Raw genomic sequence first — 21,827 nt, forward strand, 5'->3', positions numbered from 1 at the left:
CCTGCCCGAGCGAGGAACAGAACATGCCGATCGTCGCCAAATCCTATGACCTGATTGATCAGGCCGGCCCGGTTCGCCAGGCCCGCGTCACCCCGCCGATCAAGGCCCTGCAGGTGGTGCCCGCCCGGCATCCCTGGCGCTGGGCCGGGTCGATATTCGCCGCATTGGTGTTACTCGCCATTGTGCATTCCCTGGCCACCAACCCGCGTTGGGAGTGGGGTGTGTTCGGCCAGTGGTTCTTCTCGCCGTCGGTGCTGCGCGGCTTGGGCCAGACCTTGCTGCTGACGCTGCTCAGTACTGTGTTCAGCGTCATCCTCGGCACCGCGCTGGCGTTGGCGCGGCTGTCGGGGTCGCCGCTGCTGGCGGCGTTGGCCTGGGGCTACATCTGGTTCTTCCGCTCGATACCGGCACTGCTGGTGCTGATCATCCTCTACAACTTCGCCTATCTGTATGACCACATCGTGCTCGCTGTGCCGTTCACCGAGGTGGTGTTCGCCGAGTGGTCGACGGTGGATGTGCTCAGCCAATTCACCGTAGCGGTGCTGGGCTTGAGCCTGATGCAGGCGGCCTATGCGGCGGAGATCATTCGCGGCGGCCTGATCGGTGTCGACGCCGGCCAACATGAGGCGGCGGCAGCCCTGGGCCTGCCCGCCTCGCGGCGCATTTTTCGCATCATCCTGCCCCAGGCGCTGCGCTCGATCCTGCCGTCGGGTTTCAACGAAATCATCGGCCTGGTCAAGGGCACTTCCATCGTGTACGTGCTGGCCTTGCCCGAGCTGTTCTACACCGTGCAGGTCATCTACAACCGCACCCAGGCGGTCATCCCGCTGCTGATCGTGGCGACTGTGTGGTACCTGATCATCACCACCGTGCTCACCAGCGCCCAGTACTACGTCGAGCGCCACTTTGCCCGCGGCACCGCGCGCGTATTGCCGCCCACACCGCTGCAACGCGTGCGCGGCTGGTTCAAGGAGAAAACCCATGGCTGAAGCACGCGCCGGGCGCATTCAGATCCAGGGCGTGGGCAAGCGCTTTGGCCACCAGCAGGTCTTGCGGGATATCGACCTGACCATCGACCCGGGCAAAGTCACGGTGATCCTCGGGCCCTCCGGCTCGGGCAAATCCACGTTGCTGCGCACCATCAACCATCTGGAGAAGATCGACAGCGGGCATATCACCATCGATGGTGAATACGTCGGCTATCGACGCCAGGGCGACCTGCTGTTTGAGCTCAAGGAACGCGAGATTCTCAAGCGTCGTCTCGACGTCGGTTTCGTGTTCCAGAACTTCAACCTGTTCCCGCACCTCACCGCCTGGGAAAACATCGCCGAAGCGCCTCTGGCCCACAAGCGCTGGAGCAAGACCGAGGCGCCGGCCAAGGCGGCCGCGATGCTGGCCAAGGTCGGCCTGGCGGACAAGGCCGATGCCTACCCACGCCAGCTCTCCGGCGGCCAGCAACAGCGGGTCGCCATTGCGCGAGCCTTGGCGCTGGACCCCAAGGTGCTGCTGTTCGATGAGCCGACTTCGGCGCTCGACCCGGAGCTGGTAGGCGAAGTGCTCGACGTGATCAAGGGCCTGACCCAACTGGGCGTGACCCTGGTGATCGTCACCCACGAGATCGGTTTTGCCCGCGAAGTGGCCGACCACGTGGTGTTTCTCTGCGACGGTCAACTGATCGAAGAAGGCCCGCCCGAACAGATCTTCCGCCAACCCCGACATCCCCGCACCGTGGCCTTTCTCGGCAAGGTGCTTTAGTTCAAGGAGTGACTGCCCATGCTCATCCACACCGCCCGCCTGGCCTTGCTGACGCTCGCCGTCGGCACCGCGCATAGCGCGTACGCCGTGCAACAGGTCGACCTCAGCCCCGACCGCGTGCGCATTCATGCGCCGCGCAATGAAGCCGCCATCGCGCAGATCCCGCCGGGCTTCAAGTTCGCCCAGCCGGGCAAGTTCACGGTGGCCGTGTCCGGCGTGGCCGGGCCACCCCTGGCGCTGCTGGCCAATGACGACAAGACCACCATCGGCAGCGAAGCTGACACCGCGCAGTTGGTCGCTGACAGCTTGGGCCTGCAGCTCAACGTGGTGCAGACCAGTTGGGAAGACTGGCCCCTGGGCGTCAGCTCGGGCAAATACGACGCGGTGATCAGCAACGTCACCGTGACCGAGGCGCGCAAGAAGCGTTTTGACTTCGCTACATATCGCCAGGATGTGCTCGGTTTTTATGTGAAGAGCACCAGCCAGATCAGCCAGATCAAGCAGGCCTCGGACATTGCCGGGCTGAAGATCATTGTCGGCTCCGGTACCAACCAGGAAAAAGTCCTGCTGGCCTGGAACGAAGCCAATGAAAAGGCCGGCATCAAGCCTGCGTTGTTGCAGTACTTCGACGACCAGGCCGCCGCCCAACTGGCGGTGCAGTCGGGGCGCAGCGATGCGTTGTTCGGGCCCAATTCGGTGTATGCCTATTCGGCGGCGATCACCGGCGGCATCAAGCGTGTCGGCACCGTGAATGGCGGCTGGCCGCTGCAGGCGGATATCGCCGTGACCACCCGCAAGGACAACGGTCTGGTCAAGCCGATCCACACTGCGTTGGAGGGCGCCATTGCCGGTGGTCAATACGAACAGGTGCTGCAACGTTGGGGCCTGGACGTGGAGCGTGTCGACCAGTCACGGATCAACCCACCGGGCCTGCCGGACTAGGAGCAACGACATGGGACTGACACGACGTGAAGCACTCTCGACGATTGCTGCAATAGGCGGCGAGCACGCCGTCAAGGATGCCCTGGCGGTATTGGGCCTGGGGCCTTCGTCGCACCGCCGGCCGCAACCCCTGAAACTCAACGCAGGCTTGGGGCAGGGCACCCGCGTGCTGGTGCTCGGCGCCGGTATCGCCGGGCTGGTCAGCGCCCTGGAGCTGAGCCGCGGCGGGTTCAGCGTGCAAGTGCTGGAGGCTCGCGAGCGAGTCGGCGGGCGCACCTGGACAATCCGTAACGGCGACCGCGTGGACTACCTGGACGGCCGTACGCAAACCGCCGCCTTTGACCAAGGCCACTACTTCAATGCGGGGCCGGCGCGGATTCCCAGCCAGCACCGCACGATACTCGACTATTGCAGCGAACTGGGGGTGCCGCTGGAAGTGCTGGTCAACAGCAGCCATGGCGCCCAGGTGCGACCGGACCTGCAACAGCCGGCGTTCACGGTGGGCCAGGCGATCAACGACGCGCGTGGACACCTGTCCGGTTTGCTGGCGAAGGCGGTGCAACGCGACGCCCTCGATGATGTCTTGAGCGGCGAAGAACGCACCCGGTTGCTGGCGTTCTTGCAGGTGTATGGCGACTTGTCCCAAGAGCTGGCGTTCGAAGGCACGCTTCGCTCAGGCCACCTGGACTCACCGGCCCATCCCGGCGCCTTGCCCGCCAGCCGCCGCCCGCTGGCGCTGGATCGGCTGCTGCACCCCGAACTCTGGGGCGCGTTGTTGCACACTGAATTTCCGGAGTTCTCGGCCACCATGTTCCAGCCCGTGGGCGGCATGGACCGCATCACCGAGGCGTTCTACCAGCGCGTGCGTGGGCAGGTGCAGCTGGGCGCCCAGGTGCGGCAGATCCGCCAGCTTGAAGACGGTGTGGCGGTGACCTACCACGACTCGCGCAGCGGGCGCGAACAGGTGGTGCGGGCTGATTATCTGGTCTCGACCTTGCCGCTGCCGCTCTTGGCCAGGCTCGACACCGACTTCAGCGACCCGATCAAAGCCGCCTTGCGCAGCACGCGCAGCGATCAGGCGACCAAGGTGGCGTGGCAATCGCCGCGCTTCTGGGAGACCGACTACCGCACCTATGGCGGCCTCTCGTGGATCGAACACCCGGCACGCCTGCTGTGGTATCCGAGCAACGACCTCAACACCCGTGAAGGTGTGTTGGTGGCCGGTTACGTCACCGGGGAGGGCGCCGACGTGTTTGGCGCACAGCCGTTGGCCCAGCAGTACGCCACTTCCAGGGACGCCGTGGAATGGCTGCATCCGGGGTACTCCAGGCACCTGCGCCACCCGCTGGCGGTGTCGTGGGAGCAGATCCCCTACAGCGAAGGCCCCTGGCTGCAACGCGAACACTTCCCGGCCGACGCCAGCGCCTTGCTGGAGCAACCCCACGGCCGTGTGTATTTCGCCGGTGACGGCCTGGTGCAGAGCGGCGTGGGTATCTGGCAGGAGTCGGCGGCCAACTCGGCGCGGCATGTGGTCGGGCAACTGGCTGAACGGGTGACTCATCAACGACAGATGGCGGCAGTGGCCGCTTCATAAGGAGCAACACCATGAGCGACAGCATTCAACGCACCGGTCTCGGTGATTTCCCGATCTCGCAGACCGTCACCGTCCCCGCGTCGGCGAGCCTGGTGTTTGTCAGCGGTACCTTGCCGGACCTGGTCGATCCTAACGTCCCGGCCGCCTACGGCAATACCGAAATACAGACGGTCTCGGTGTTCAACAAAATCCGCAGGATCTTGCGCCAGCAAGACCTCGACCTGGGCGATATCGTGCAACTGCGCGTCTTTCTGGTGGGCGCCGAGGAAACCGCCGGGCAGTTGGATTTCGCCGGGCTGCAGCGCGGTTACACGCAATTTTTCGGCACGCCGGAGCAGCCCAACAAACCGACGCGCACCGCGTTGCAAGTGGTGGCCTTGCCGTTGCCCGGTGCGCTGGTGGAAGTGGAGGCGATTGCCGCGCGAACGGCATGATTCCATTCGCTGTTCACGGCTCTGTGCAGGGCCGTGACGCATCAGACCTTGTCTGTTGCGCCCTGGTTTTTGTTGAACCCGCCATGCTTGCGATACCAGGCCACGGTGTCGGAAAGGGTCTGCTCCAGCCCTCGAAACCTCAGGCCCAGCTCTTGTTCACTCTTGCGAGGGTTGAAGCCGGTGCGGTGCTCCTCTCTTACCAATAGGCGCACCGTCGCCATGCTCAGCAAAACCGGCTTGCCGGTCAGGCGCGCATACACTTCCTGCACCGCCGCCAGCAGGTAGAGCACGGGCAGTGGCAGTTGCCGGGCAGGGGTTTTGACCTCGGCGATCCGGCCCAGGGCAGGCACCAACTGGCGCATGGTCAGGTTCCGACCGGCCGCGAGGTAGCGCTCGCCTCGTCGCCCGTTTTGCGCCGCGGCAATCAGAGCCCAGGCCACATCACGCGCATCGACCACGGAGAAGGTGCCGGGGATCAGCCCGGGCAACTTGCCGTTGACGACATCCTTGACCAATTGTCCCGAGGACGTCGGGCCGATATCACCCGGGCCCCACATCCAGCCCGGCAGCACCATGCAGGCAAACATCTGGGGATGCGTTTCAAGAAAGGTCAAAACCGCACGGTCGGCGAGGATCTTGCTGCGGTAGTAGTCGTCCGCATCGGCTTCGGCGCGCAGGCATGTCTCATCGATAGCGCAGCCTGGGGCGCCGTCGAGCACGGCAATCGACGAGGTATGCAAAAACCGGCGGACCCCCGCGCGGTAGGCCTGTTCAAGCAGGTCTCGCGTACCGGTGACATTGATTTTTTCGAGCGCTTCCCAGTGGCTGCCGCCTTTGTAGTTGTCGCGAAAGAACGCTGCCGTATGAAACACCGTATCGCAGCCGCGCAACGAGGGGGCGAACGCGTCGATGTCGGCCATGTCGCCAACCACTAGTTGCACCGTGGGGAGGTCATTGAACTGCTGTTCACCTTTGGCTTTTGAGCGGACAAGCGCTTTGACGGCGTAACCACGTGCGACCAGTTCCCGCACCAGGTTGTTTCCCAGCAAGCCGGTTGATCCCGTAACGAATACGTTGCGCATCACCGCGTGTTCTGCGTCATGGTCGAGGCCCTTGGTCATACATGTCATTCCAGTCGTTTCGAAGGGCGGTAGATATACCGCTGAGGTCACGCCTGAAAAACAGCGACTGTTGCATAATGGCTTTGCATATTTGCAGACCATGGAGGATCAGGGGTATGGCGGTGCAGGCAAATTGGGATGATCTTCGTCTGCTGTTGGCCGTCTCGCGGCGTGGCAGTTTTCTGCAGGCGGGCCAGTTGCTGGGTATCGCGGCGTCCACCGTGTCCCGTCGCCTGACCCAGCTGGAAGCGGCCCTCGGTGAGCCGCTGGTGGAGCGAGGTGTTGAAGGGTGTTGGTTGACTTCGCGTGGCCAATCCCTGGTGGAAGTCGCCCTGGCTGCGGAAGAGGGCTTGCGGCGTCAAACGGCGGTGGACCTGTCCGGGGGGCACACAGCGCTACAGGGCAGTGTCCTGGTCAGTGCCGGTGAAGGGTTTTCTGCCGGTGTGCTGGAGGCCGCACGGCGTTTTACGGCCCTGCATCCGCGCTGCTCCGTGGAGTTACAGGTCACCGCCGAGTTTCACAAGATCGTCCGTGGCGTGGCGGATATCGCGATCCGCACCGTGCACCTGGGCGAGCCATCGCTGATCTATCGGCCCATCGGCAAGCTTGCCTACGGCGTCTTCGCGGATGCCGGCTATCTGAAGCGATCGCCACCGGTGACCCTGGAGACGGCGGTCAATATCGCCTTGCTGCCTCCGCTGGATATGTTGCCGCAAATGCGTGCCGCAAAGGCGGCGGGCCTGGACCGTGCGCAAATCAGCGTGAACTCGTTTGCCGTACAGCTGGAGTCGGTGCGCCAGGGGATGGGCGTGGCTGTCCTGCCGCGTATCCTGGCCAAAGACCTGAGCGAGCTGTTCCCCGAGCTAGAACTTCCCGATATGGAGGTCTATCTGGTCACCCGGCCCCAGGCGTTGAAGCAGGCGCAGATCCGATGTTTCTTCGGCATCCTGGAGCAGGTATTGCTCGAGCTTTTTCATGATTTGCCGCAGCAAAGCGGCCCACCAGGGCCGCTAACATCGACCTACCAGAGCGCGATGTCATAGGTGAGGTAGAGGCGGTTGCTGTCGCGGCCCCGGGAGAATTCAGAGCGATAGACGTAGTTGCGCAGGCGCACCCCCAATCCCTTGAACGTGCCGGCTTGCACCACGTAGGCCAGTTCGGTATCACGCTCCCACTCCTTGACCGTCGTCGCGGACTTGCCGTCGTCGCCGCTCAGGTAGCGTGTCGAAAAGGTCAGGCCGGGCACACCGGCAGCCGCGAAGTTGTAGCCGTAGCTGAGCATCCAGGTCTTCTCGTCTTCCTCGATGAATTTGCCGATACCGGCGTTGCTGAACGAGTACACGGTTGCGCCGCTGATGTAGGGCAACCCGGCATCCCCGCGTAGGGCCTGGTAGCCGCCGCCGAGTGTATGGCCGGCGATGGCGTAGGATAACTGGCCGCTGAGCATGTCATTGTCGATTTTGCCGGCGTAGGCAGAGCCGCTATCAACGCTATTGAAGTAGCGCAGGTCGCTGGTCAGCACGCCACCGGCCAATGGCAGGTCGTACTGGATGCCCGCGAAGTTCTGCCGGTAGAAGTTCTCGAGTTCCCCGTAGAAATAGCTCAAGCGAATGTTTTTACCCCATTTGTACTCGGCCCCGGCGTAGTTGAAATCCCCCGACTTTGCCCCGCTGTAGCCATCCGGCACGATCGGCACGCTGTTGGTGGAGTCGCGTAGTTTGAAGCGGTCCAGGTGCCCGCCGGTGACGCTCAGGTTCTCGATGTCGTTACTGCTCACTTGAGTGCCCTGGTAGGTCTGGGGCAGCAAGCGTGCATCGTTGTAAATCAGCACCGGGGTTTTGGGGAGCAAGGTGCCGTACTTGACGGTGGTTTTGGCGAACCGGGCTTTTGCGGTAGCGCCGGCGCTGGCAAATTCGCCGGCCGCCCGCCCGTCATCGTGCACCGGCATCAGCCCGGTGCCGCTGCGGCCGCGGCCTGAATCGAGCCTTACGCCATACAGCCCCAGGGCATCCACGCCGAAGCCGAGGGTGCCGGCGGTAAACCCTGACTGATAATCCAGCAGGAAGCCCTGGGCCCACTCCGTGCGTTCGCTTTTTGCGGTCCTTGCGGCGCGTGCGCTCATGCCGTGCTCGTCACGAAAGTTCTCGTTGAAATACACATTGCGCAGCTGCAACTTGAGCTTGCTTTCATCAATAAAGCCTTCGGCATTGGCACCGGTGAAGGGCACCAGGCCCAATGCGCAAAACAGAGCCCGACGGGTATACACAGGGTTCATGGCAACTCTCTCATTGTTGTTATTGGGGTGCAGGGCAGCACGCGCCCCTTGAACGAGGCGCGTTGGACGGCAGCAGTGGCGTTGGTGAATCAGATGAACAGGCTGATGGCGCCGGTCAGCAGGGCCAGCGCGGTGACGACCAGGGAGGTCAGCACAGCCCACTTGACGGTGGCTTTCTGGAAGTCACCGATATCGCGATCCACCATGCCCACCAGCAGCAGGGTCGAGGCCACCAATGGGCTCATCAGGTGCACGGGTTGCCCCAGGATCGAGGCACGTGCGATTTCGACCGGGTCGATGCCATAAGCGGCGGCGGCATTGGCCAGGATCGGCACCACGCCAAAATAGTAGGCGTCATTGGACAGCACGAAGGTCAGCGGCATGCTGGTGATCGCCACCACCAGTGGGAACAGGTGGCCCCAGGACGGCGGGATCCAGTCGACCAGCGTCTGGGCCAGGGCGTCGACCATCTTGGTGCCGGAAAATATCCCGGCAAAAATCCCGGCGGCGAACACCAGCAGCACCACCGTCATGGCGTTGCCTGAGTGCGCCAGGATGCGTTCTTTCTGAATGTCCAATTGCGGGTAGTTGATCATCAGTGCGAGCACAAAGCCGATCAGAAACAGGATCGCAGAGTGCATCAGCCCCATCACCAGGGCCGCCATCACCGCAATCACCAAGGCCAGGTTGACGTACGCCAGCTTCGGGCGCTTGTGCGGCGTGTCCTCAAGAATCGCGTTGATATAGCAATTGCCGCCACCGCTTTGCAGTTGCACGTTACCGATGCGCTTGCGCTCGGCTCGCCCGAGTAGAAAGGCCGTGAACACCACCCACAGGGCGCCGCCGATCATGGTCGGCAGCAACGGCACGAAGTATTCGCCGGCATCCAGGCCCAGCGCGGCGATCGCCCGTGTTGCGGGGCCGCCCCAGGGTGTCATGCCGCTCATGATGCTCAGCGACAGCATGGAGATGGTCGCCAGGATCATCGGGTTCATGCCGATGCGTTTGTACAGCGGCAGCATGGCCGCGCAGGTAATCATGTAGGTCGTGGTGCCGTCGCCGTCGAGTGCCACCAGCAACGACAGCAGGGCGGTACCCACCGCGATCTTCATCGGGTCTCCATTGACCCGTTTGAGGATCTTGCGGATCAGCGGGTCAAACAGGCCTGCATCGATCATCAGGCCGAAAAACAGGATCGCAAACAGTAGCAAGGCGGCAGATGGTGCGACCATTTTCAGGCCATCGAGCATCATCTTGCCGGTGGTGCCGCCGAAACCGCCGATCACCGCGAAGACGATAGGTACCACGGTGAGCGCGACGATCGGCGACAAGCGCTTCGTCATGATGAGGACGGTGAATACGACCACCATGGCCAATCCAAGGAAAGCAAGCATAGGACGATTCTCTTGTTGTTATCGTAATAATGGCTGACGCCGAGGCGCACGAGCCCTGGCCCGCCGGGCGGGCAAAGGCGCCTGGCGGGGGAGGGAGTCAAGTCAAGTCAGGAGGGGCGTTGCCCGGGGAGTACTAAGCGCGTTTGGGGACTTTCAAGTCTTCCCAGGCTTCTACCGGTGCCGCAGAGGGTTTGGCGTCGAGCATCCGGTGCAGCGTTTCGCGATCGCAGGCATTTTCCGACAGCGACATCACCACCGTCGCGACGGCGTTGCTGGCCAGGCTGGTCAGGGCCCGCGCTTCAGACATGAAGCGGTCGATGCCGATCAGCAACGCCAGGCCGGCCAATGGGATGTCGTGAATGACCGTCAGGGTCGAGGCCAGTGCGACGAACCCGCTGCCGGTGACGCCGGCAGCGCCCTTGGAGGACAGCAGCATGATTGCCAGCATGGTGATGATCTGCGTCAGGCTCAGGTCGATATTGCACGCCTGGGCAATGAAGATCGCCGCCAGCGACAGGTAGATCGCGGTGCCGTCCAGGTTGAACGAGTAGCCGGTGGGCAGTACCAGGCCCACGACGCCTTTTTTGCAACCCAGCGCTTCGAGCTTCTCCAGCATGCGCGGCATGACCGGCTCGGTGGAGGAGGTGCCCAGCACCACCAGGAACTCTTCGCGGCAGTAGCGCAGCAGTTTCCACAGGCTGAAACCGTTGGCGCGGCAAATGCTGCCCAGTACCACGAATACGAAGAAACCGCAGGCGATGTACAAGGTCATGATCAGCTTGGCCAGCGAGCCCAGCGACGTGATGCCGTACTGGCCGACGGTGAACGCCAAGGCACCGAAAGCGCCGATCGGAGCGAAACGCATCAGGTAGGCGAAGATCTTGAACACCATCTGCGAGGCGGCCTCGAGCACATCGAGCACCGGCTTGCCACGCTCGCCCAGTGACGACAAGGCAAAGCCGGACAACACCGCAATAAACAGCACCGGCAGCACTTCACCCTTGCTGAAGGCGCCGATAAACGTCTCCGGGATGATGTGCATGAAAAATTCCACCACCCCAAGCTTGGCGGCCGACTCGGTGTATTGGGTCAAGCCTTTGGTGCTCAGCTGGCTGGGATCGATGTTCATGCCCGCGCCCGGCTGGAACACAAATACCGCCACCAGGCCGATCAGCAGGCTGATCACCGTCAAGCCCAGGAACAACAGCAGGGTCTTGCTGAGCAGGCGCCCGAGCGAGCGTTTATCGCTCATCCCGGCGATGCCCGTGACGATGGTGCAGAACACCACGGGCGCAATCATCATCTTGATCAGCTTGATGAAGGCATCACCCAGCGGTTTGAGTGCAATGGCTTGCTGGGCCCAGAAATGCCCGACCACGATGCCCAGTACCACGGCGCAGAGAATCTGGAAGTAGAGCGATTTAACAACTTTCATGGCATCACCCATTTTTAGAATTGTGCGGATGCAAAAAATGCCAACGACCGCCGGAATTATCCGGCGAGGCGCTGTGAATCTGTGGCGTAGACGTAGCCGGAAAACAGCCTGCGCGCAGTACGAACGACGGATGCCTGGATTGTCTCACTGTTAAGCCCGGTGTAGGACAATACGACATCAATCCCGCCGCTGGGGTGCTCGATACGCACCGCTTGAGGGCGCGGCGTACTGATCCCGCCGAGCATCTGCGCAACGATGCTGCCTTCTATCACGCAGGCGGTGGCCAGGCCAATCGAGCCGGTAATGGCCAGGGCCCGGTGGCAGTTGTGCGGCATGAAATAGCGAACCTGAATCGTACCGCCGGCTTTGGCGGGCGAGACCAGTACCGGCTTGGGAATCACTTTGTGGCTGACATCGCCCAGGCCCATGGCCTGGCCGGCCTGCAGCCGCAATGACTCAAGGCGCCGCAGGAAGTCTTTATCGGCGTCCAGTTCCGCCGGGCTTTCATCACCGCGCTTGCCCAGTTGGCCAGCCTCGATCAGCACCATCGGCATCGCCATATCGATGCAGGTGACGGCAATACCGTCGATCACATCCTGCGTGTTGCCGGTGGGGAAGAGCTTGCCGGTCTTGCTGCCGGCCGCATCGAGGAACGTCAGTTGCACCGGTGCTGCGGTGCCCGGCACGCCGTCGATGGCGGTGTCGCCCTCGTAACTGACGTTGCCATCCGGTGTGTACACCTGCGAATGGATAAGGGTCCCGGTGTTCACATTGCGAATACGTACCCGGGTGCGCCCCGGCGTGCCTTTGACCAGGCCCTGTTCGATGGCGAAAGGGCCGACGGCGCACAGCATGTTGCCGCAGTTGGGCGCGCTGTCGACGCGGCGTTGCGAAACCATCACTTGAACGAACAGGTAATCAACGTCCGCATCGGGATGCAGTGAGGGGCTGACAATCGCGACCTTGCTGGTTTGCGGGCTGCCGCCACCAATGCCATCGATCTCCAGCTCGTGGCCGGAACCCATCAGGTTGAGCAGCAGCTCGTCACGGGCCTCAATCGCTGCCGGCAAATCCCAGGCTAGAAACACCGGGCCTTTGGAGGTGCCGCCACGCATCAGCACACAGGGAATTCTTTGCATGATACTGACTCTTGTTGATCAATCGAGTTAATTGATGCTCTGCGGACAAGAGTCTCAAGCTTTAAAAGATCTATCAAATGCAAAAATTGACGAGATTGTTGCGTTTTACGAATGATAAATTTACGCTGGATTTTCTTTTCGAACCTTGCAGCGGATGAGACATAACGTGGACTACGAGCTTAACGACATTCGATCTTTCGTGAAGATCGCCGAACTTGGCAGTTTTCACGAAGCTGCCGATGCCCTGCACCTGTCTCAGCCCGCACTCAGCCGCCGGATCAAAAAGCTCGAAGAGGGCTTGGGCACCGCGTTGCTCGATCGCACCACGCGCAAGGTCAGCCTCACCAGCGTCGGCCGCGACTTCCTGCCCAAGGCACGCCGCCTGCTGGACGACTTCGACGAGTCGATTCTCAATATCCGTGAACTCGCCGAACGCCAGATCGGCCGGGTCACCCTGGCGTGCATCCCGACGGCGGCGTTCTATTTCCTGCCCTCGGTGATTCGTCTGTACAACGAACGCTACCCCAAAATCCGCATCCGCCTGCTGGACTTGAGCGCCAACGAGGGGCTTGAAGCGGTCCTGCGTGGGGAAGCTGATTTCGGTATCAACATGATGAGTGGGCAGCACCCGGACATCGAGTTCGTGCCCCTGGTCAGCGAACCGTTTGTGTTGGCCTGCCGGCGTGATCATGAGTTGGCCAAGCGCAGTGCGGTCACCTGGTCTGAATTGAGCGATTACCGCCTGATCGGCGTCGGGCGCCTGAGCGGCAACCGCATGCTGCTCGATCATGCCTTGTCTGGCTTGAGCTGGCGGCCGCAGTGGTTCTACGAAGTCCAGCATCTGTCGACCTCGCTGGGCCTGGTGGAGGCTGGGTTGGGAGTGTCGGCGATGCCGAGCCTGGCCATGCCGGCCGAGGACCATCCCACCTTGGTCAGCGTCCCGTTGATCGAGCCGGTGGTGAACCGCTCGTTGGGTCTGGTCTACCGCCGTGGGGCATCGCTTTCGCCGGCGGCGGAAAAATTCGTGTCGATATTGCTTGAGCAATGGCCGCAATAAGCCATTGACCGTCTGGTCGGCCGGCGTGGTGTTAATAAGAATGTTTTTTGATTGCACCGCGCCGTTGTGGAATAGTACCCGCCGTTTTCCCCGGCCTGCCTGGGCGGGGTGTGTCAACGCCGAGGTACTTCATGCGATTACTGCGCTCCATTGCGACCCTTGCCGCCTGTCTCCTGGCGTTCTCTTCAAGCGTGTTATGCGCCGCTCCCATCGACCTCAATGACGGCCAGCACGCCGTGCATCTGCCGGATGCGCCCAAGCGCGTGGTGGTACTGGAGTTTTCCTTTCTCGACAGCCTGGCCGCAGTCGACGTCACGCCTGTCGGGGCGGCGGATGATGGCGACGCCAACCGCGTGTTGCCCAAGGTGCGCCAGGCCATCGGCCAGTGGACGTCCGTGGGCTTGCGCTCGCAGCCGAGCATCGAGGAAATCGCCAGGCTCAAGCCTGACCTGATCGTCGCCGACCTGAACCGCCACCAGGCGCTGTATAGCGACCTCTCCAGTATCGCACCGACCTTGCTGCTGCCCTCGCGCGGTGAGGATTACCAGGGCAGCCTCAAGTCCGCCGAACTGATCGGCAAGGCGTTGGGCAAGAGCCCGCAGATGGAGGCGCGTATCGCGCAGAACCGTGAGCACCTGAAGGCGATTGCACAGCAGATTCCCGCAGGTGCCAGTGTGCTGTTCGGCGTTGCGCGTGAAGACAGTTTTTCCGTGCACGGCCCGGACTCCTATGCCGGCAGCGTTTTGCAAGCCATCGGCCTGAAAGTGCCGTCGGTACGTGCCAAGGCGGCGCCGACGGAGTTTGTCAGCCTGGAGCAACTGCTGGCGCTGGATCCGGGCTGGTTGCTGGTCGGCCATTACCGCCGCCCGAGCATCGTCGACGCCTGGAGCAAGCAACCGCTGTGGCAGGTGCTTGGCGCGGTGCGCAACCAGCATGTGGCTGAAGTGGACGGTGACAGTTGGGCGCGCAATCGAGGGGTATTGGCCTCCGAGCAAATCGCCGAAGACGCCCTGGCGATTCTCAAGGGCGGCAAAGCCGTACTGAGCCAATAACCGTGCAGCGCAGTTTAGCCGCCGCCGGCATCGTGCTGTTGGGAGGCGGGTTGTTCTGGCTTTCGCTGTACAGCTGGTCGCCGTTTGTGATCACCCCGGCGGATGCGTGGAATGGCCTGGTGCACCAAGGTCACTCGGGCGGCAACATGGCTTATATCGTCGCCCAGCTGCGGGTGCCGCGTGCGGTGTGCGCGGCGTTGGTGGGCGCCTGCCTGGGCCTGGCGGGGGCATTGATGCAAGGCATCACGCGTAACCGCCTGGCCTCGCCGTCTCTGTTCGGCGTAACCGCCGGGGCGGCGCTGGGCCTGGCGTTGTTTTCCACCGGCCTGGTGGCGCCACCCTTTGCCGGTGGCGCTTTGTTGATGACGTGCGTGGGGGGCGCGCTGGCCTGGGTCACGGTGTTCAGCCTCGGCGGCGCCTGGTCGCCCACCACGTCCCAGGGGCGCCTGGTATTGGCCGGTGTGGCCGTGGCGGCGTTATGCGCGGCGTTGACGCGGCTCACGGTGATTCTGGTCGAGGCCCAGGCGCAAAGTGTCCTCAACTGGCTGGCCGGCTCCCTGGCCAACGTGGGCGCCGCGCAGGTGCAACTGCTCTGGCCCTGCACCCTGGTCGGCGGTCTGTGGGCGTTGTGGTGCGCGCCGCGCTTGAACTTGATCAACCTGGGCGAGGAGGCCGCCCGTTCGTTGGGCGTGGGCATCGCCAGCCTGCGCCTGCAGGTCTTCGTTGCCAGTCTGTTGTTGGTGGGCGCCAGTGTCTGCGCCGTCGGCCCCATCGGGTTCGTCGGGCTGATTGCGCCCAATATCGTGCGGCAGTTTCTCGGTAACGACTATCGCTGGCTGATCCCGCTGAGTGCCGCCCTGGGCGCAGTGATTGTGCTCGGCGCCGACCTGCTCAGCCGCGCCGTGGCGTTCCCCGTGGAAACCCCTGCCGGGGTCGTCACCGCGTTGATCGGTGCGCCATTCTTTCTTTTTCTCGCCAGGCGCGCCCTATGACTCGGCCACGCTTTCGCCTTTGGCTGCTGGCGGGCCTGTTGCTGCTGGTGACGTTTGTCAGCCTCAGCGCCGGCACCCTGTGGCTCACGCCCGAAACGGTAGTGGAACGCCTGTTGGCCCACGACGCCGTCGATTTTGAAGTGTGGAACCACCGCCTGCCGCGCAGCCTGATCGCGATCCTTGCCGGCTGCGCTTTCGGCCTGGCAGGCGCGATAGTGCAGGGGGTGATACGCAACCCGCTGGCCTCGCCGGAGATTCTCGGGGTGACCCAGGGCGCAGGGTTGGCGCTTACCGTGGCGATCATCACCTGGCCGCAATTGCCGATTGGCTGGCTGCCACTGGTGGCGTGCCTGGGTGGGGCGGCCGGGGCTTTGCTGTTGGCGTTGTACAACAGCGGGGTGAGTTTTTCCGGGGTGCGCTTTGCGCTGTCCGGGGTGGCGATTGCGGTGACCCTGTCCAGCATCACCGAGTTCCTGATCCTGTCCCACCCGCTGGATATCAACACCGCATTGCTCGCGCTCACCGGCAGCCTGTGGAGCCGCAACTGGCACCATGTGGGGTTGGTGCTGCCATTTCTCGTTTTGATCCCACTGGGGTTGTGCCTGGCCAAGCCACTGAACCTGATCGCGCTCGGTGATGAGGCGGCGCATAGCCTGGGCACCGCGTTGAACCGCACGCGCGGGTGGGCGATGGCCTGCGCAGTGATGCTCACCAGCCTGGGCGTCGGCGTGATCGGGCCGATCGGTTTCATTGGGCTGGTGGCGCCGCATATGGCGCGGCGCCTGGTGGGCGGGCATCACCACTACCTGATGCCGGCGGCGATGTTGATCGGCGCATTGTTGCTGGTGCTCGCTGATACCCTCGGGCGCACCTTGATCGCACCCAGCGAGATCCCGGCAGGGGTGCTCACGGCGGTGATCGGCGCGCCCTATTTTCTTTGGTTACTGGCACGTTTCAAGGGCTGATGACATGAGTATTCTGAAGGCACACCAGCTCGATATCGGTTATGGCGCAACGCGCATTGTGCAAGGCTTGTCGTTCGCGCCGCCGACGGGCAAGGTCACGGCGTTGATCGGTCCTAACGGCTGCGGCAAGTCCACCTTGCTCAAAGCCTTCGCGCGTATCCTCAAGCCAACCCAGGGCGAGCTGACCCTGGAGGGGCAGCCCTATGCCAGCTTGTCCGCGCGGCAACTGGCGCGGCAGATCGCGTTCCTGCCACAGGTGTTGCCCGTGCCGGAGGGGGTCAGCGTGCGCCAGTTGGTTGCCTATGGTCGCAGCCCGCATAATTCGCTGTGGGGGCGCCTGAGCGGCAATGACCAGTCCCACGTGACCCAGGCCCTGCAACGCCTGGAGCTGGACACCCTGGCCGAGCGTGCCTTGGCCGACTTGTCTGGCGGCCAACGCCAGCGCGCCTGGCTGGCGATGGTGCTGGCACAGAATGCGCCGGTGGTGCTGCTCGACGAACCCACCACCTATCTCGACATCAGCCATCAAGTCGAACTGCTGGACTTGATGGGCGAACTGGCTGCCGAAGGCAAGACCGTCATCACCGTGCTGCACGACATCAACCAGGCCTGTCGCTACGCCGATCACCTGGCGGTGATGCACGGCGGCAGGTTGGTGGCCGATGGCGCGCCAGCGGCGGTGATCAGTGCCGAGTTGATGCACCAGGTGTTCGATGTGCATGTGCAGATCATCAATGAGCCGGTGGCAGGTACACCCATGTGCGTGGTGCAGAGGAGCACACGCACGCATTGATGCTCGGCCCCCTCAACCGGCCGGGGGCATGCACACCAGCGCCTGGCGCTCATAGTTCAGCGCCTTGTTCTGCGGTGGCAGCGCGTAGCTTGCAGTGCATCGCTGTTCACCCCACTTGATGATCAAGGTGCCGTGATCCTGCTCCACCAATGCCAGGGCGTTGCCGTTCGGATCGGCGATCGCCAGTTGCTTGCCTTGGGTATCTTCCAGCGACGCGCCAAACGCCAGCGGTTGGTGTTGGGCATCGAACAACTCGAACAGTACCCGCCGTCCGGTGGTGCCGCTGTAGTGCGCCACGACGATGGCGCCACGGCGCGGCACCAGTTGTTGCGTGGCATTGCTGATTTCGACATCGCCGCCCAGGTCTCGGGTGTCCAGGCTCACCCAGTTCACCCGGTAGGGTTGGGCCGTGGGGATCACCGCATAGCCGTTGTAGCCGGTTTCGACGCCGCTGTAGCTGCCGATTTTTGCCCCGCTGATACCTGGCACTTCGGCCAGCGCGAAGGTTTCACTGACGGTCTGCCCCAGGTTGATCCCGCCCGCGTGGGCCACCACGGAGCCTGCGAGGTTGAGATTCTGCGAGTTGTAGCCCTGGCCCTGGCTGTAACCCAGGCTGACGTCCGCTACCGAGGTCCGGCTGTTGATGTTCACCGAGCCCGAATCGCCGCTGGTGTCGCTGTGGCCGGCTTGCACCGAATAAAAGGTGTCGCTGGTATCGGCGACGTAGCCGTTGATCCCGGCTTGGGTGGTGGTGTCGCCGCGGTTGCTGCTGGTGGTGACGAACGCTCGTGGCGCTCGCGGCTGGCTGCCCAGCGGGAAGGAGATGGACAGGTTCACTTGGGTGTCATCGCTGGGTTCGCCCCAGGTGACGATTTGCTTGGTACGCGTGACGCCGAGGTTGTAAGTCACATCGCCCCAGTTGCTGGTATAGCCGGCAGAAAAACTCTGGGAGCCGCCACGGTTCCAATAGCGCTGATCGCTGGCGTTCACGTAGAGGCTGCCGTATTCACGATGACGCCCGAGGCTTTGGTTGATCGTCAGGTCGGTGCGGGTCTTGGAGTGGCCGGTGCGTAAGCGCGCGCCTTCGCTGATGTCTTCGACGTGGTCGGTGAAGCTGCGGTAGCCCTCGGTGGAGTAGCGGTAGGCTGCCAGGGTGAAGTTGGTGTCGGTGCCGGCAAAGGTCTTGGCATACAGGGCGCGCACGCTGTTGCCCTGGGTGGTTTGCCCCCGGGCTTTGCTCGATGAGTGCGTGACATCCAGCGATACCGCGCCCAGTGCGGTGTTTTTGCCGGCTCCCAGAGACAGCGCGTTGTACGCCTCGCTGGCTTGTACACCGACGATGCCGCTCAGGCTGCTGGTCAAGCCATATGCCACGGTGCTGCTGACAAATCGGGGAGTCGCCAGGCCCTCGGCATTGCTCTTGAACGTGCCCGCCGAGACGCTGTACTTGACCTGGCCTTCACGCACCATGATCGGCAGGCTGGAAAACGCCTGCATCGTCACGCGGCGGCTGCCGTCGGCTTCGATCACGGTGATTTGTAAATCACCGTTGGACCCGCTGGGGTAGATGTCGTTGATCTCGAACGGGCCTGGCGCTACGTTGGCGGTGTAGAGGATGTAGTCGTTCTGGCGGATTTCCACGGTCGCGTTGGTCTGGGCCACGCCACGGATCACCGGCGCATAGCCGCGCTCGCTGTCGGCGCGCATGCCTTCATCCGAGGCCAGTTTCACGCCGCGATAGCGCACGCTGTCGAACAGGTCGGTATCGGAGAAGATCTCACCGGCGCTGAACTGGCCTTTGATCGCCGTCACGTCATGCTGCACATAGGTACGGTTGCTGGTGAAGGTGTTCGAGCGCGCGGTGCCACCACTGAAATTCGACTCGTTGCGCAGGCGCCAGGCACCCAGGTTGATGCCGTTGCGCAAGCCCAGGTTATGGTTGACGCGGGTTTGATAGTCGCCGGCCGTGCGGCTGCTGTTGAGTTGGTAGTTGATGAACGCCGCCGGCACGCCGTCATCCCATAACTGCGGGTCGACATAGCCACGCAGGCCACGTTGCATAGCTATTTGTGGAATGCTTGCCATCAGACGCAGGCGGCTGCTGTCGTACCGCACGCTGGCGTCTTCGATCAACTGCGCCAGTGAGTAGCAGGGCGCGGGATGTTCAGGGTCGATTTTGCCTTGAGCCTGCAGGCGAGCCATGTCGATTCCCATTTGCTTGAGCAGGTCGAGGGTCAGGCAGGCTTCGACCTGGCCGTTTTGCGGGTTGCGCAGGAAGTCGATATCACGCCGCCCGACCAGCACTTCGTTGCTGAACAGGTCCACCCGGTAATTGCCCGGAAGCACACTGTTGGCCGCGAGCAATTGCTGCAGGTCGACCGCCTGCCCACCTTGTAAAAATGTGGTATTGAAGGCTTCGGTGGCCTCATCGGCCATCACCCAGGCCGGCAAGCTGGCGGCGATCGCCAACGACAGTGTCTTGAATTTCAGTGCGCAACGCACGGGCCTGTTGCTGGAAAGAGAAGACATGCGAAGACCTTTGACGTCCCCCGGCAGCGAACAGGCAGGCACGCAAATGCGCACCCGGCATTCGCCTGGGGGTTAGAGAGCAGGCTTAAGGGGCCAGTCGTGATTCAGTGGCGTGTGCAGGGGCCGAAACGCCGCTTGAAAGGGGCGTGGTGTAGTGATTCTGCGCGCCGTAGTCATTGATGCTGTAGAACGACAATTGCACCGGGCCGCTGGTGGGCAGGGCACCGAGCGCAAATTGCTTGTGCTCGCCGGGCGCGATCATGGTGGAGTCGCTCGCCAGTTGCGCCTGCACTTTGATGTCAGCCATCGACACGTGATACAGCGTCGGGTTTTTCACGCTCAGCAGCGTCTGCGCGCCTTGTCGGACCAGCGTCCACTCAAGCTGTGCCGGGGCTTGCAAGGCACTGCCGGGCAACCCGGCAGGCCGGTAGAAAATCTTGATGCGTTGGCGGATGGCCAACTGCAAGGTGTTCTCGGCCTCACTGGCCTTGGGGATTTCCTGGACGTTGAGCCACACCACCGACTCGCGGTCCGTGGGCATGCCGGTGCCTTCATACAGCACGCGCAGCAGTTGCTGTTCCTTGGCAAACACGCGGGCCAGGGGCGGCGTGACCGCAAAGGGCGCACGGCTGGCGCCGGCGTCATTCATGTCGACCCAGGATTGCACCAATACATCCTGGTTACCGTTACGCACAGTGATGTTGGCTTCCTTGTGGTCGCCATCGAAGACGATGCGGGTGGCGTTCAGTGAAATGCTGGCGCCGGCCTGGGTCGCCATAAGCATGCCCAGCAGCCCCAGGCATGCGGCAATCGAACGAGGCAGCATGAGGTTTATCCAGTGTGATCAGAAGGAATGGCGAGGCCGCGGGGCCTCGCACGTCGGGTGCCGGGGCGCCGATTATTCGTATTGCAGGATGAACGGCAGGGTTGCATCACCACGACCGGCAACGGCCGAGCCGGCGGCTGCGGTGGTCACGTAGGCGGCTGCGAAGCTCAAGGTGGCGTCGCCGCCTTCGGAACCTTGGCCGTGAATGGTGCTTTCAATGCGCGCCGTGGACGGCGAGCTGAGGTCGATCAGCGCGCCGTTGCTGTCGAGCAGGGCGATACCAACGTTTTTCGCCGAAGCGGAGCCGGCGTTCAGCGCCAGGACTTTCTTGCCGGTGACCAGGCCCGAACCGCCGTTGTTGGCGTCAAAGATCATCGCGACCTTGGTGCCTGCGTTGCAGTTGACGTTCAGGTTGAAGTCTTTGGCGGTCACGCGACCGGCAGCCGGGTTTTCTGCGGTGCCCATGTCCTTGATCGAAACGTTGCCCATGTCGACCGAAATGGTGCGGTCGGAGTTGGCGCCGTCCACCGAGCATGCATCGTTGTTGATCACGCCGGTGAAGGTGATTTTGCCGCTGCCACCCAGGGTTGGAGTGGGGGTTACCGGGTCTGCGGCGAATGCACTGCCGGAAGCGGCGATAATGGCCGAGGCGATAACAGCCAGGGAAAACTTCTTCATGATGATGTCCGTAAGTGTTAGTTGGGAAATGCTGTTGTTGAACTGCCCGCAAAGAGTAAGGGGCAGTGGCAGGCGGGCAAATAAGACGATTCTTATAAGTGGCACGAGGGGCGGCAAGTTTGCGCGGGTTGAACAGCTTTTAGGCCCGTAAATAAAGGGCAAAGCCATTATCCAGGAATGGCTTGCAAGTGCTTGTTAGTTGAAAATGTTGCGGGCCAGGCAATAAGCCAACAAGTCTTGGTCGCTGCTCACTTCAAGTTTGCGCATGGCTGAAATCTTTTGCGCGCTGATGGTTTTGGAACTTCGGTTCTGGCAGCGTGCAATATCACTCACGCTCATGCCGGCAATAAATAAGCGCAAGATTTCGAACTCTTTGGGTGACAACGTGGAAACGCGTTCGTCGATCGCCGTCAGCGTCTCGATCACCGAGGTCTTCGGCGGCTCCAGGCTGTGATAGGCGCCTTGTTGCGCAATGGCTTTGAGCGCCAGTTGAATCTCGGTGTGCAATTGGCTTTTCTGGATGATGCCGACCACGCCCAGTTCCTGCAGGCGGGTGAGGATCAGGTGATTGGAAATCATCGTCAGGATCAGGATCTGCACCTGCGGGAAATGCCGTTTCAGGTACTCCACCAGTTTCAGCCCGTCACCGTAGGGCGAGTCGCCCGGCATGTTGTAGTCGGTGATCACGATGTCGACCACCTGGCGTTGCAGCAACTCGATCAAGCCCGCCGAACAGACAGCCTCGCCCACGACCGCAAAGCGCGTATCACGCTCCACCAGTTCGCGTACACCGAGCAGCACGATCGGGTGATCGTCCGCGATAACCACGTTGAATGTTTTCATAAG

Annotated in this window: 20 protein-coding genes; 11 read left to right on the plus strand and 9 right to left on the minus strand. The window is 62.5% G+C overall.

The genetic code is table 11. The features are described from left to right. Positions 1 to 23: 23 nt before the first annotated feature. Genes MJP36_RS12450 through MJP36_RS12470 form a run of 5 tightly spaced genes read left to right on the plus strand, consistent with a single transcriptional unit; the run spans position 24 to position 4,725 of the window. Positions 24 to 989 carry an amino acid ABC transporter permease gene (locus tag MJP36_RS12450; protein ID WP_244385449.1) on the plus strand — a complete coding sequence of 322 codons (966 nt, stop codon included), beginning with the start codon at positions 24 to 26 and terminating at the stop codon, positions 987 to 989. Continuing rightward, entirely contained in the window at positions 982 to 1,755 is a 774-nt protein-coding gene (locus tag MJP36_RS12455) for an amino acid ABC transporter ATP-binding protein (protein ID WP_060756885.1), read from the plus strand. The genes MJP36_RS12450 and MJP36_RS12455 overlap by 8 nt, the downstream gene beginning before the upstream one ends. 18 nt (positions 1,756 to 1,773) lie before the next feature. Next, entirely contained in the window at positions 1,774 to 2,697 is a 924-nt protein-coding gene (locus MJP36_RS12460; RefSeq protein WP_060756884.1) for an ABC transporter substrate-binding protein, read from the plus strand. Between the two features lie 10 nt (positions 2,698 to 2,707). Continuing rightward, entirely contained in the window at positions 2,708 to 4,291 is a 1,584-nt protein-coding gene (locus MJP36_RS12465; RefSeq protein WP_244385450.1) for a flavin monoamine oxidase family protein, read from the plus strand. Between the two features lie 11 nt (positions 4,292 to 4,302). Beyond that, positions 4,303 to 4,725, plus strand: a complete 423-nt coding sequence (locus MJP36_RS12470) for a RidA family protein (protein ID WP_060756882.1) — start codon at positions 4,303 to 4,305, stop codon at positions 4,723 to 4,725. A gap of 41 nt (positions 4,726 to 4,766) precedes the next feature. On the opposite strand, the gene MJP36_RS12475 is transcribed toward MJP36_RS12470, so the two are convergent. Continuing rightward, the gene (locus tag MJP36_RS12475; protein ID WP_244385620.1) at positions 4,767 to 5,807 is read right to left on the minus strand and encodes an SDR family oxidoreductase; all 1,041 of its coding nucleotides are present in this window, start codon (positions 5,805 to 5,807) and stop codon (positions 4,767 to 4,769) included. A gap of 155 nt (positions 5,808 to 5,962) precedes the next feature. Here MJP36_RS12475 and MJP36_RS12480 point away from each other — a divergent pair, with 155 nt between their 5' ends. Continuing rightward, a complete protein-coding gene (locus MJP36_RS12480; protein ID WP_244385451.1) occupies positions 5,963 to 6,889 on the plus strand; it encodes a LysR family transcriptional regulator in 927 nt (308 codons plus the stop codon). Here the strand turns inward: MJP36_RS12480 and MJP36_RS12485 are convergent. The 4 genes from MJP36_RS12485 to MJP36_RS12500 form a co-directional block, all read right to left on the minus strand. Beyond that, positions 6,868 to 8,121, minus strand: a complete 1,254-nt coding sequence (locus MJP36_RS12485) for an OprD family porin (RefSeq protein WP_090369882.1) — start codon at positions 8,119 to 8,121, stop codon at positions 6,868 to 6,870. The genes MJP36_RS12480 and MJP36_RS12485 overlap by 22 nt on opposite strands. 89 nt (positions 8,122 to 8,210) lie before the next feature. Then, a complete protein-coding gene (locus MJP36_RS12490) occupies positions 8,211 to 9,515 on the minus strand; it encodes a CitMHS family transporter (protein ID WP_060756880.1) in 1,305 nt (434 codons plus the stop codon). A gap of 133 nt (positions 9,516 to 9,648) precedes the next feature. Continuing rightward, complete coding sequence (gene dctA / locus MJP36_RS12495) at positions 9,649 to 10,962, minus strand: C4-dicarboxylate transporter DctA (RefSeq protein ID WP_060756879.1); 1,314 nt, start codon at positions 10,960 to 10,962, stop codon at positions 9,649 to 9,651. Positions 10,963 to 11,006: 44 nt separating this feature from the next. Further along, positions 11,007 to 12,089: a 4-oxalomesaconate tautomerase gene (locus tag MJP36_RS12500; protein WP_198762096.1), complete on the minus strand. Its 1,083-nt coding sequence runs from the start codon at positions 12,087 to 12,089 to the stop codon at positions 11,007 to 11,009. A 166-nt stretch (positions 12,090 to 12,255) separates the two neighbouring features. On the opposite strand from MJP36_RS12500, the gene MJP36_RS12505 reads away from it, so the two are divergent. The 5 genes from MJP36_RS12505 (at position 12,256) to fecE (ending at position 16,948) form a co-directional block, all read left to right on the plus strand. Next, positions 12,256 to 13,146, plus strand: coding sequence for a LysR family transcriptional regulator (locus tag MJP36_RS12505; RefSeq protein ID WP_060756877.1), 891 nt, complete (start codon positions 12,256 to 12,258; stop codon positions 13,144 to 13,146). Positions 13,147 to 13,277: 131 nt separating this feature from the next. Further along, positions 13,278 to 14,198: a Fe(3+) dicitrate ABC transporter substrate-binding protein FecB gene (locus MJP36_RS12510; RefSeq protein WP_161549273.1), complete on the plus strand. Its 921-nt coding sequence runs from the start codon at positions 13,278 to 13,280 to the stop codon at positions 14,196 to 14,198. A gap of 2 nt (positions 14,199 to 14,200) precedes the next feature. Next, positions 14,201 to 15,190, plus strand: a complete 990-nt coding sequence (gene fecC, locus MJP36_RS12515) for an iron-dicitrate ABC transporter permease FecC (protein WP_060756875.1) — start codon at positions 14,201 to 14,203, stop codon at positions 15,188 to 15,190. After that, positions 15,187 to 16,155: an iron chelate uptake ABC transporter family permease subunit gene (locus MJP36_RS12520; RefSeq protein WP_060756874.1), complete on the plus strand. Its 969-nt coding sequence runs from the start codon at positions 15,187 to 15,189 to the stop codon at positions 16,153 to 16,155. The genes fecC and MJP36_RS12520 overlap by 4 nt, the downstream gene beginning before the upstream one ends. A 4-nt stretch (positions 16,156 to 16,159) precedes the next feature. Then, the gene (gene fecE / locus MJP36_RS12525) at positions 16,160 to 16,948 is read left to right on the plus strand and encodes a Fe(3+) dicitrate ABC transporter ATP-binding protein FecE (RefSeq protein ID WP_244385452.1); all 789 of its coding nucleotides are present in this window, start codon (positions 16,160 to 16,162) and stop codon (positions 16,946 to 16,948) included. Between the two features lie 12 nt (positions 16,949 to 16,960). On the opposite strand, the gene MJP36_RS12530 is transcribed toward fecE, so the two are convergent. From MJP36_RS12530 to MJP36_RS12545, 4 genes are all read right to left on the minus strand, one after another. Further along, complete coding sequence (locus MJP36_RS12530; RefSeq protein ID WP_244385453.1) at positions 16,961 to 19,477, minus strand: fimbria/pilus outer membrane usher protein; 2,517 nt, start codon at positions 19,475 to 19,477, stop codon at positions 16,961 to 16,963. A gap of 85 nt (positions 19,478 to 19,562) precedes the next feature. Next, positions 19,563 to 20,303, minus strand: coding sequence for a fimbrial biogenesis chaperone (locus MJP36_RS12535; protein WP_090369894.1), 741 nt, complete (start codon positions 20,301 to 20,303; stop codon positions 19,563 to 19,565). Between the two features lie 72 nt (positions 20,304 to 20,375). Beyond that, positions 20,376 to 20,981 (minus strand): fimbrial protein, encoded by a 606-nt coding sequence (locus tag MJP36_RS12540; protein WP_060756870.1) that lies wholly within the window; start codon positions 20,979 to 20,981, stop codon positions 20,376 to 20,378. A gap of 195 nt (positions 20,982 to 21,176) precedes the next feature. Then, positions 21,177 to 21,824: a response regulator gene (locus tag MJP36_RS12545; RefSeq protein WP_060756869.1), complete on the minus strand. Its 648-nt coding sequence runs from the start codon at positions 21,822 to 21,824 to the stop codon at positions 21,177 to 21,179. Positions 21,825 to 21,827 lie beyond the last annotated feature (3 nt).

Origin of the sequence: Pseudomonas palleroniana (genome assembly GCF_022836895.1) — a bacterium.
Lineage (GTDB): Bacteria > Pseudomonadota > Gammaproteobacteria > Pseudomonadales > Pseudomonadaceae > Aquipseudomonas > Aquipseudomonas palleroniana.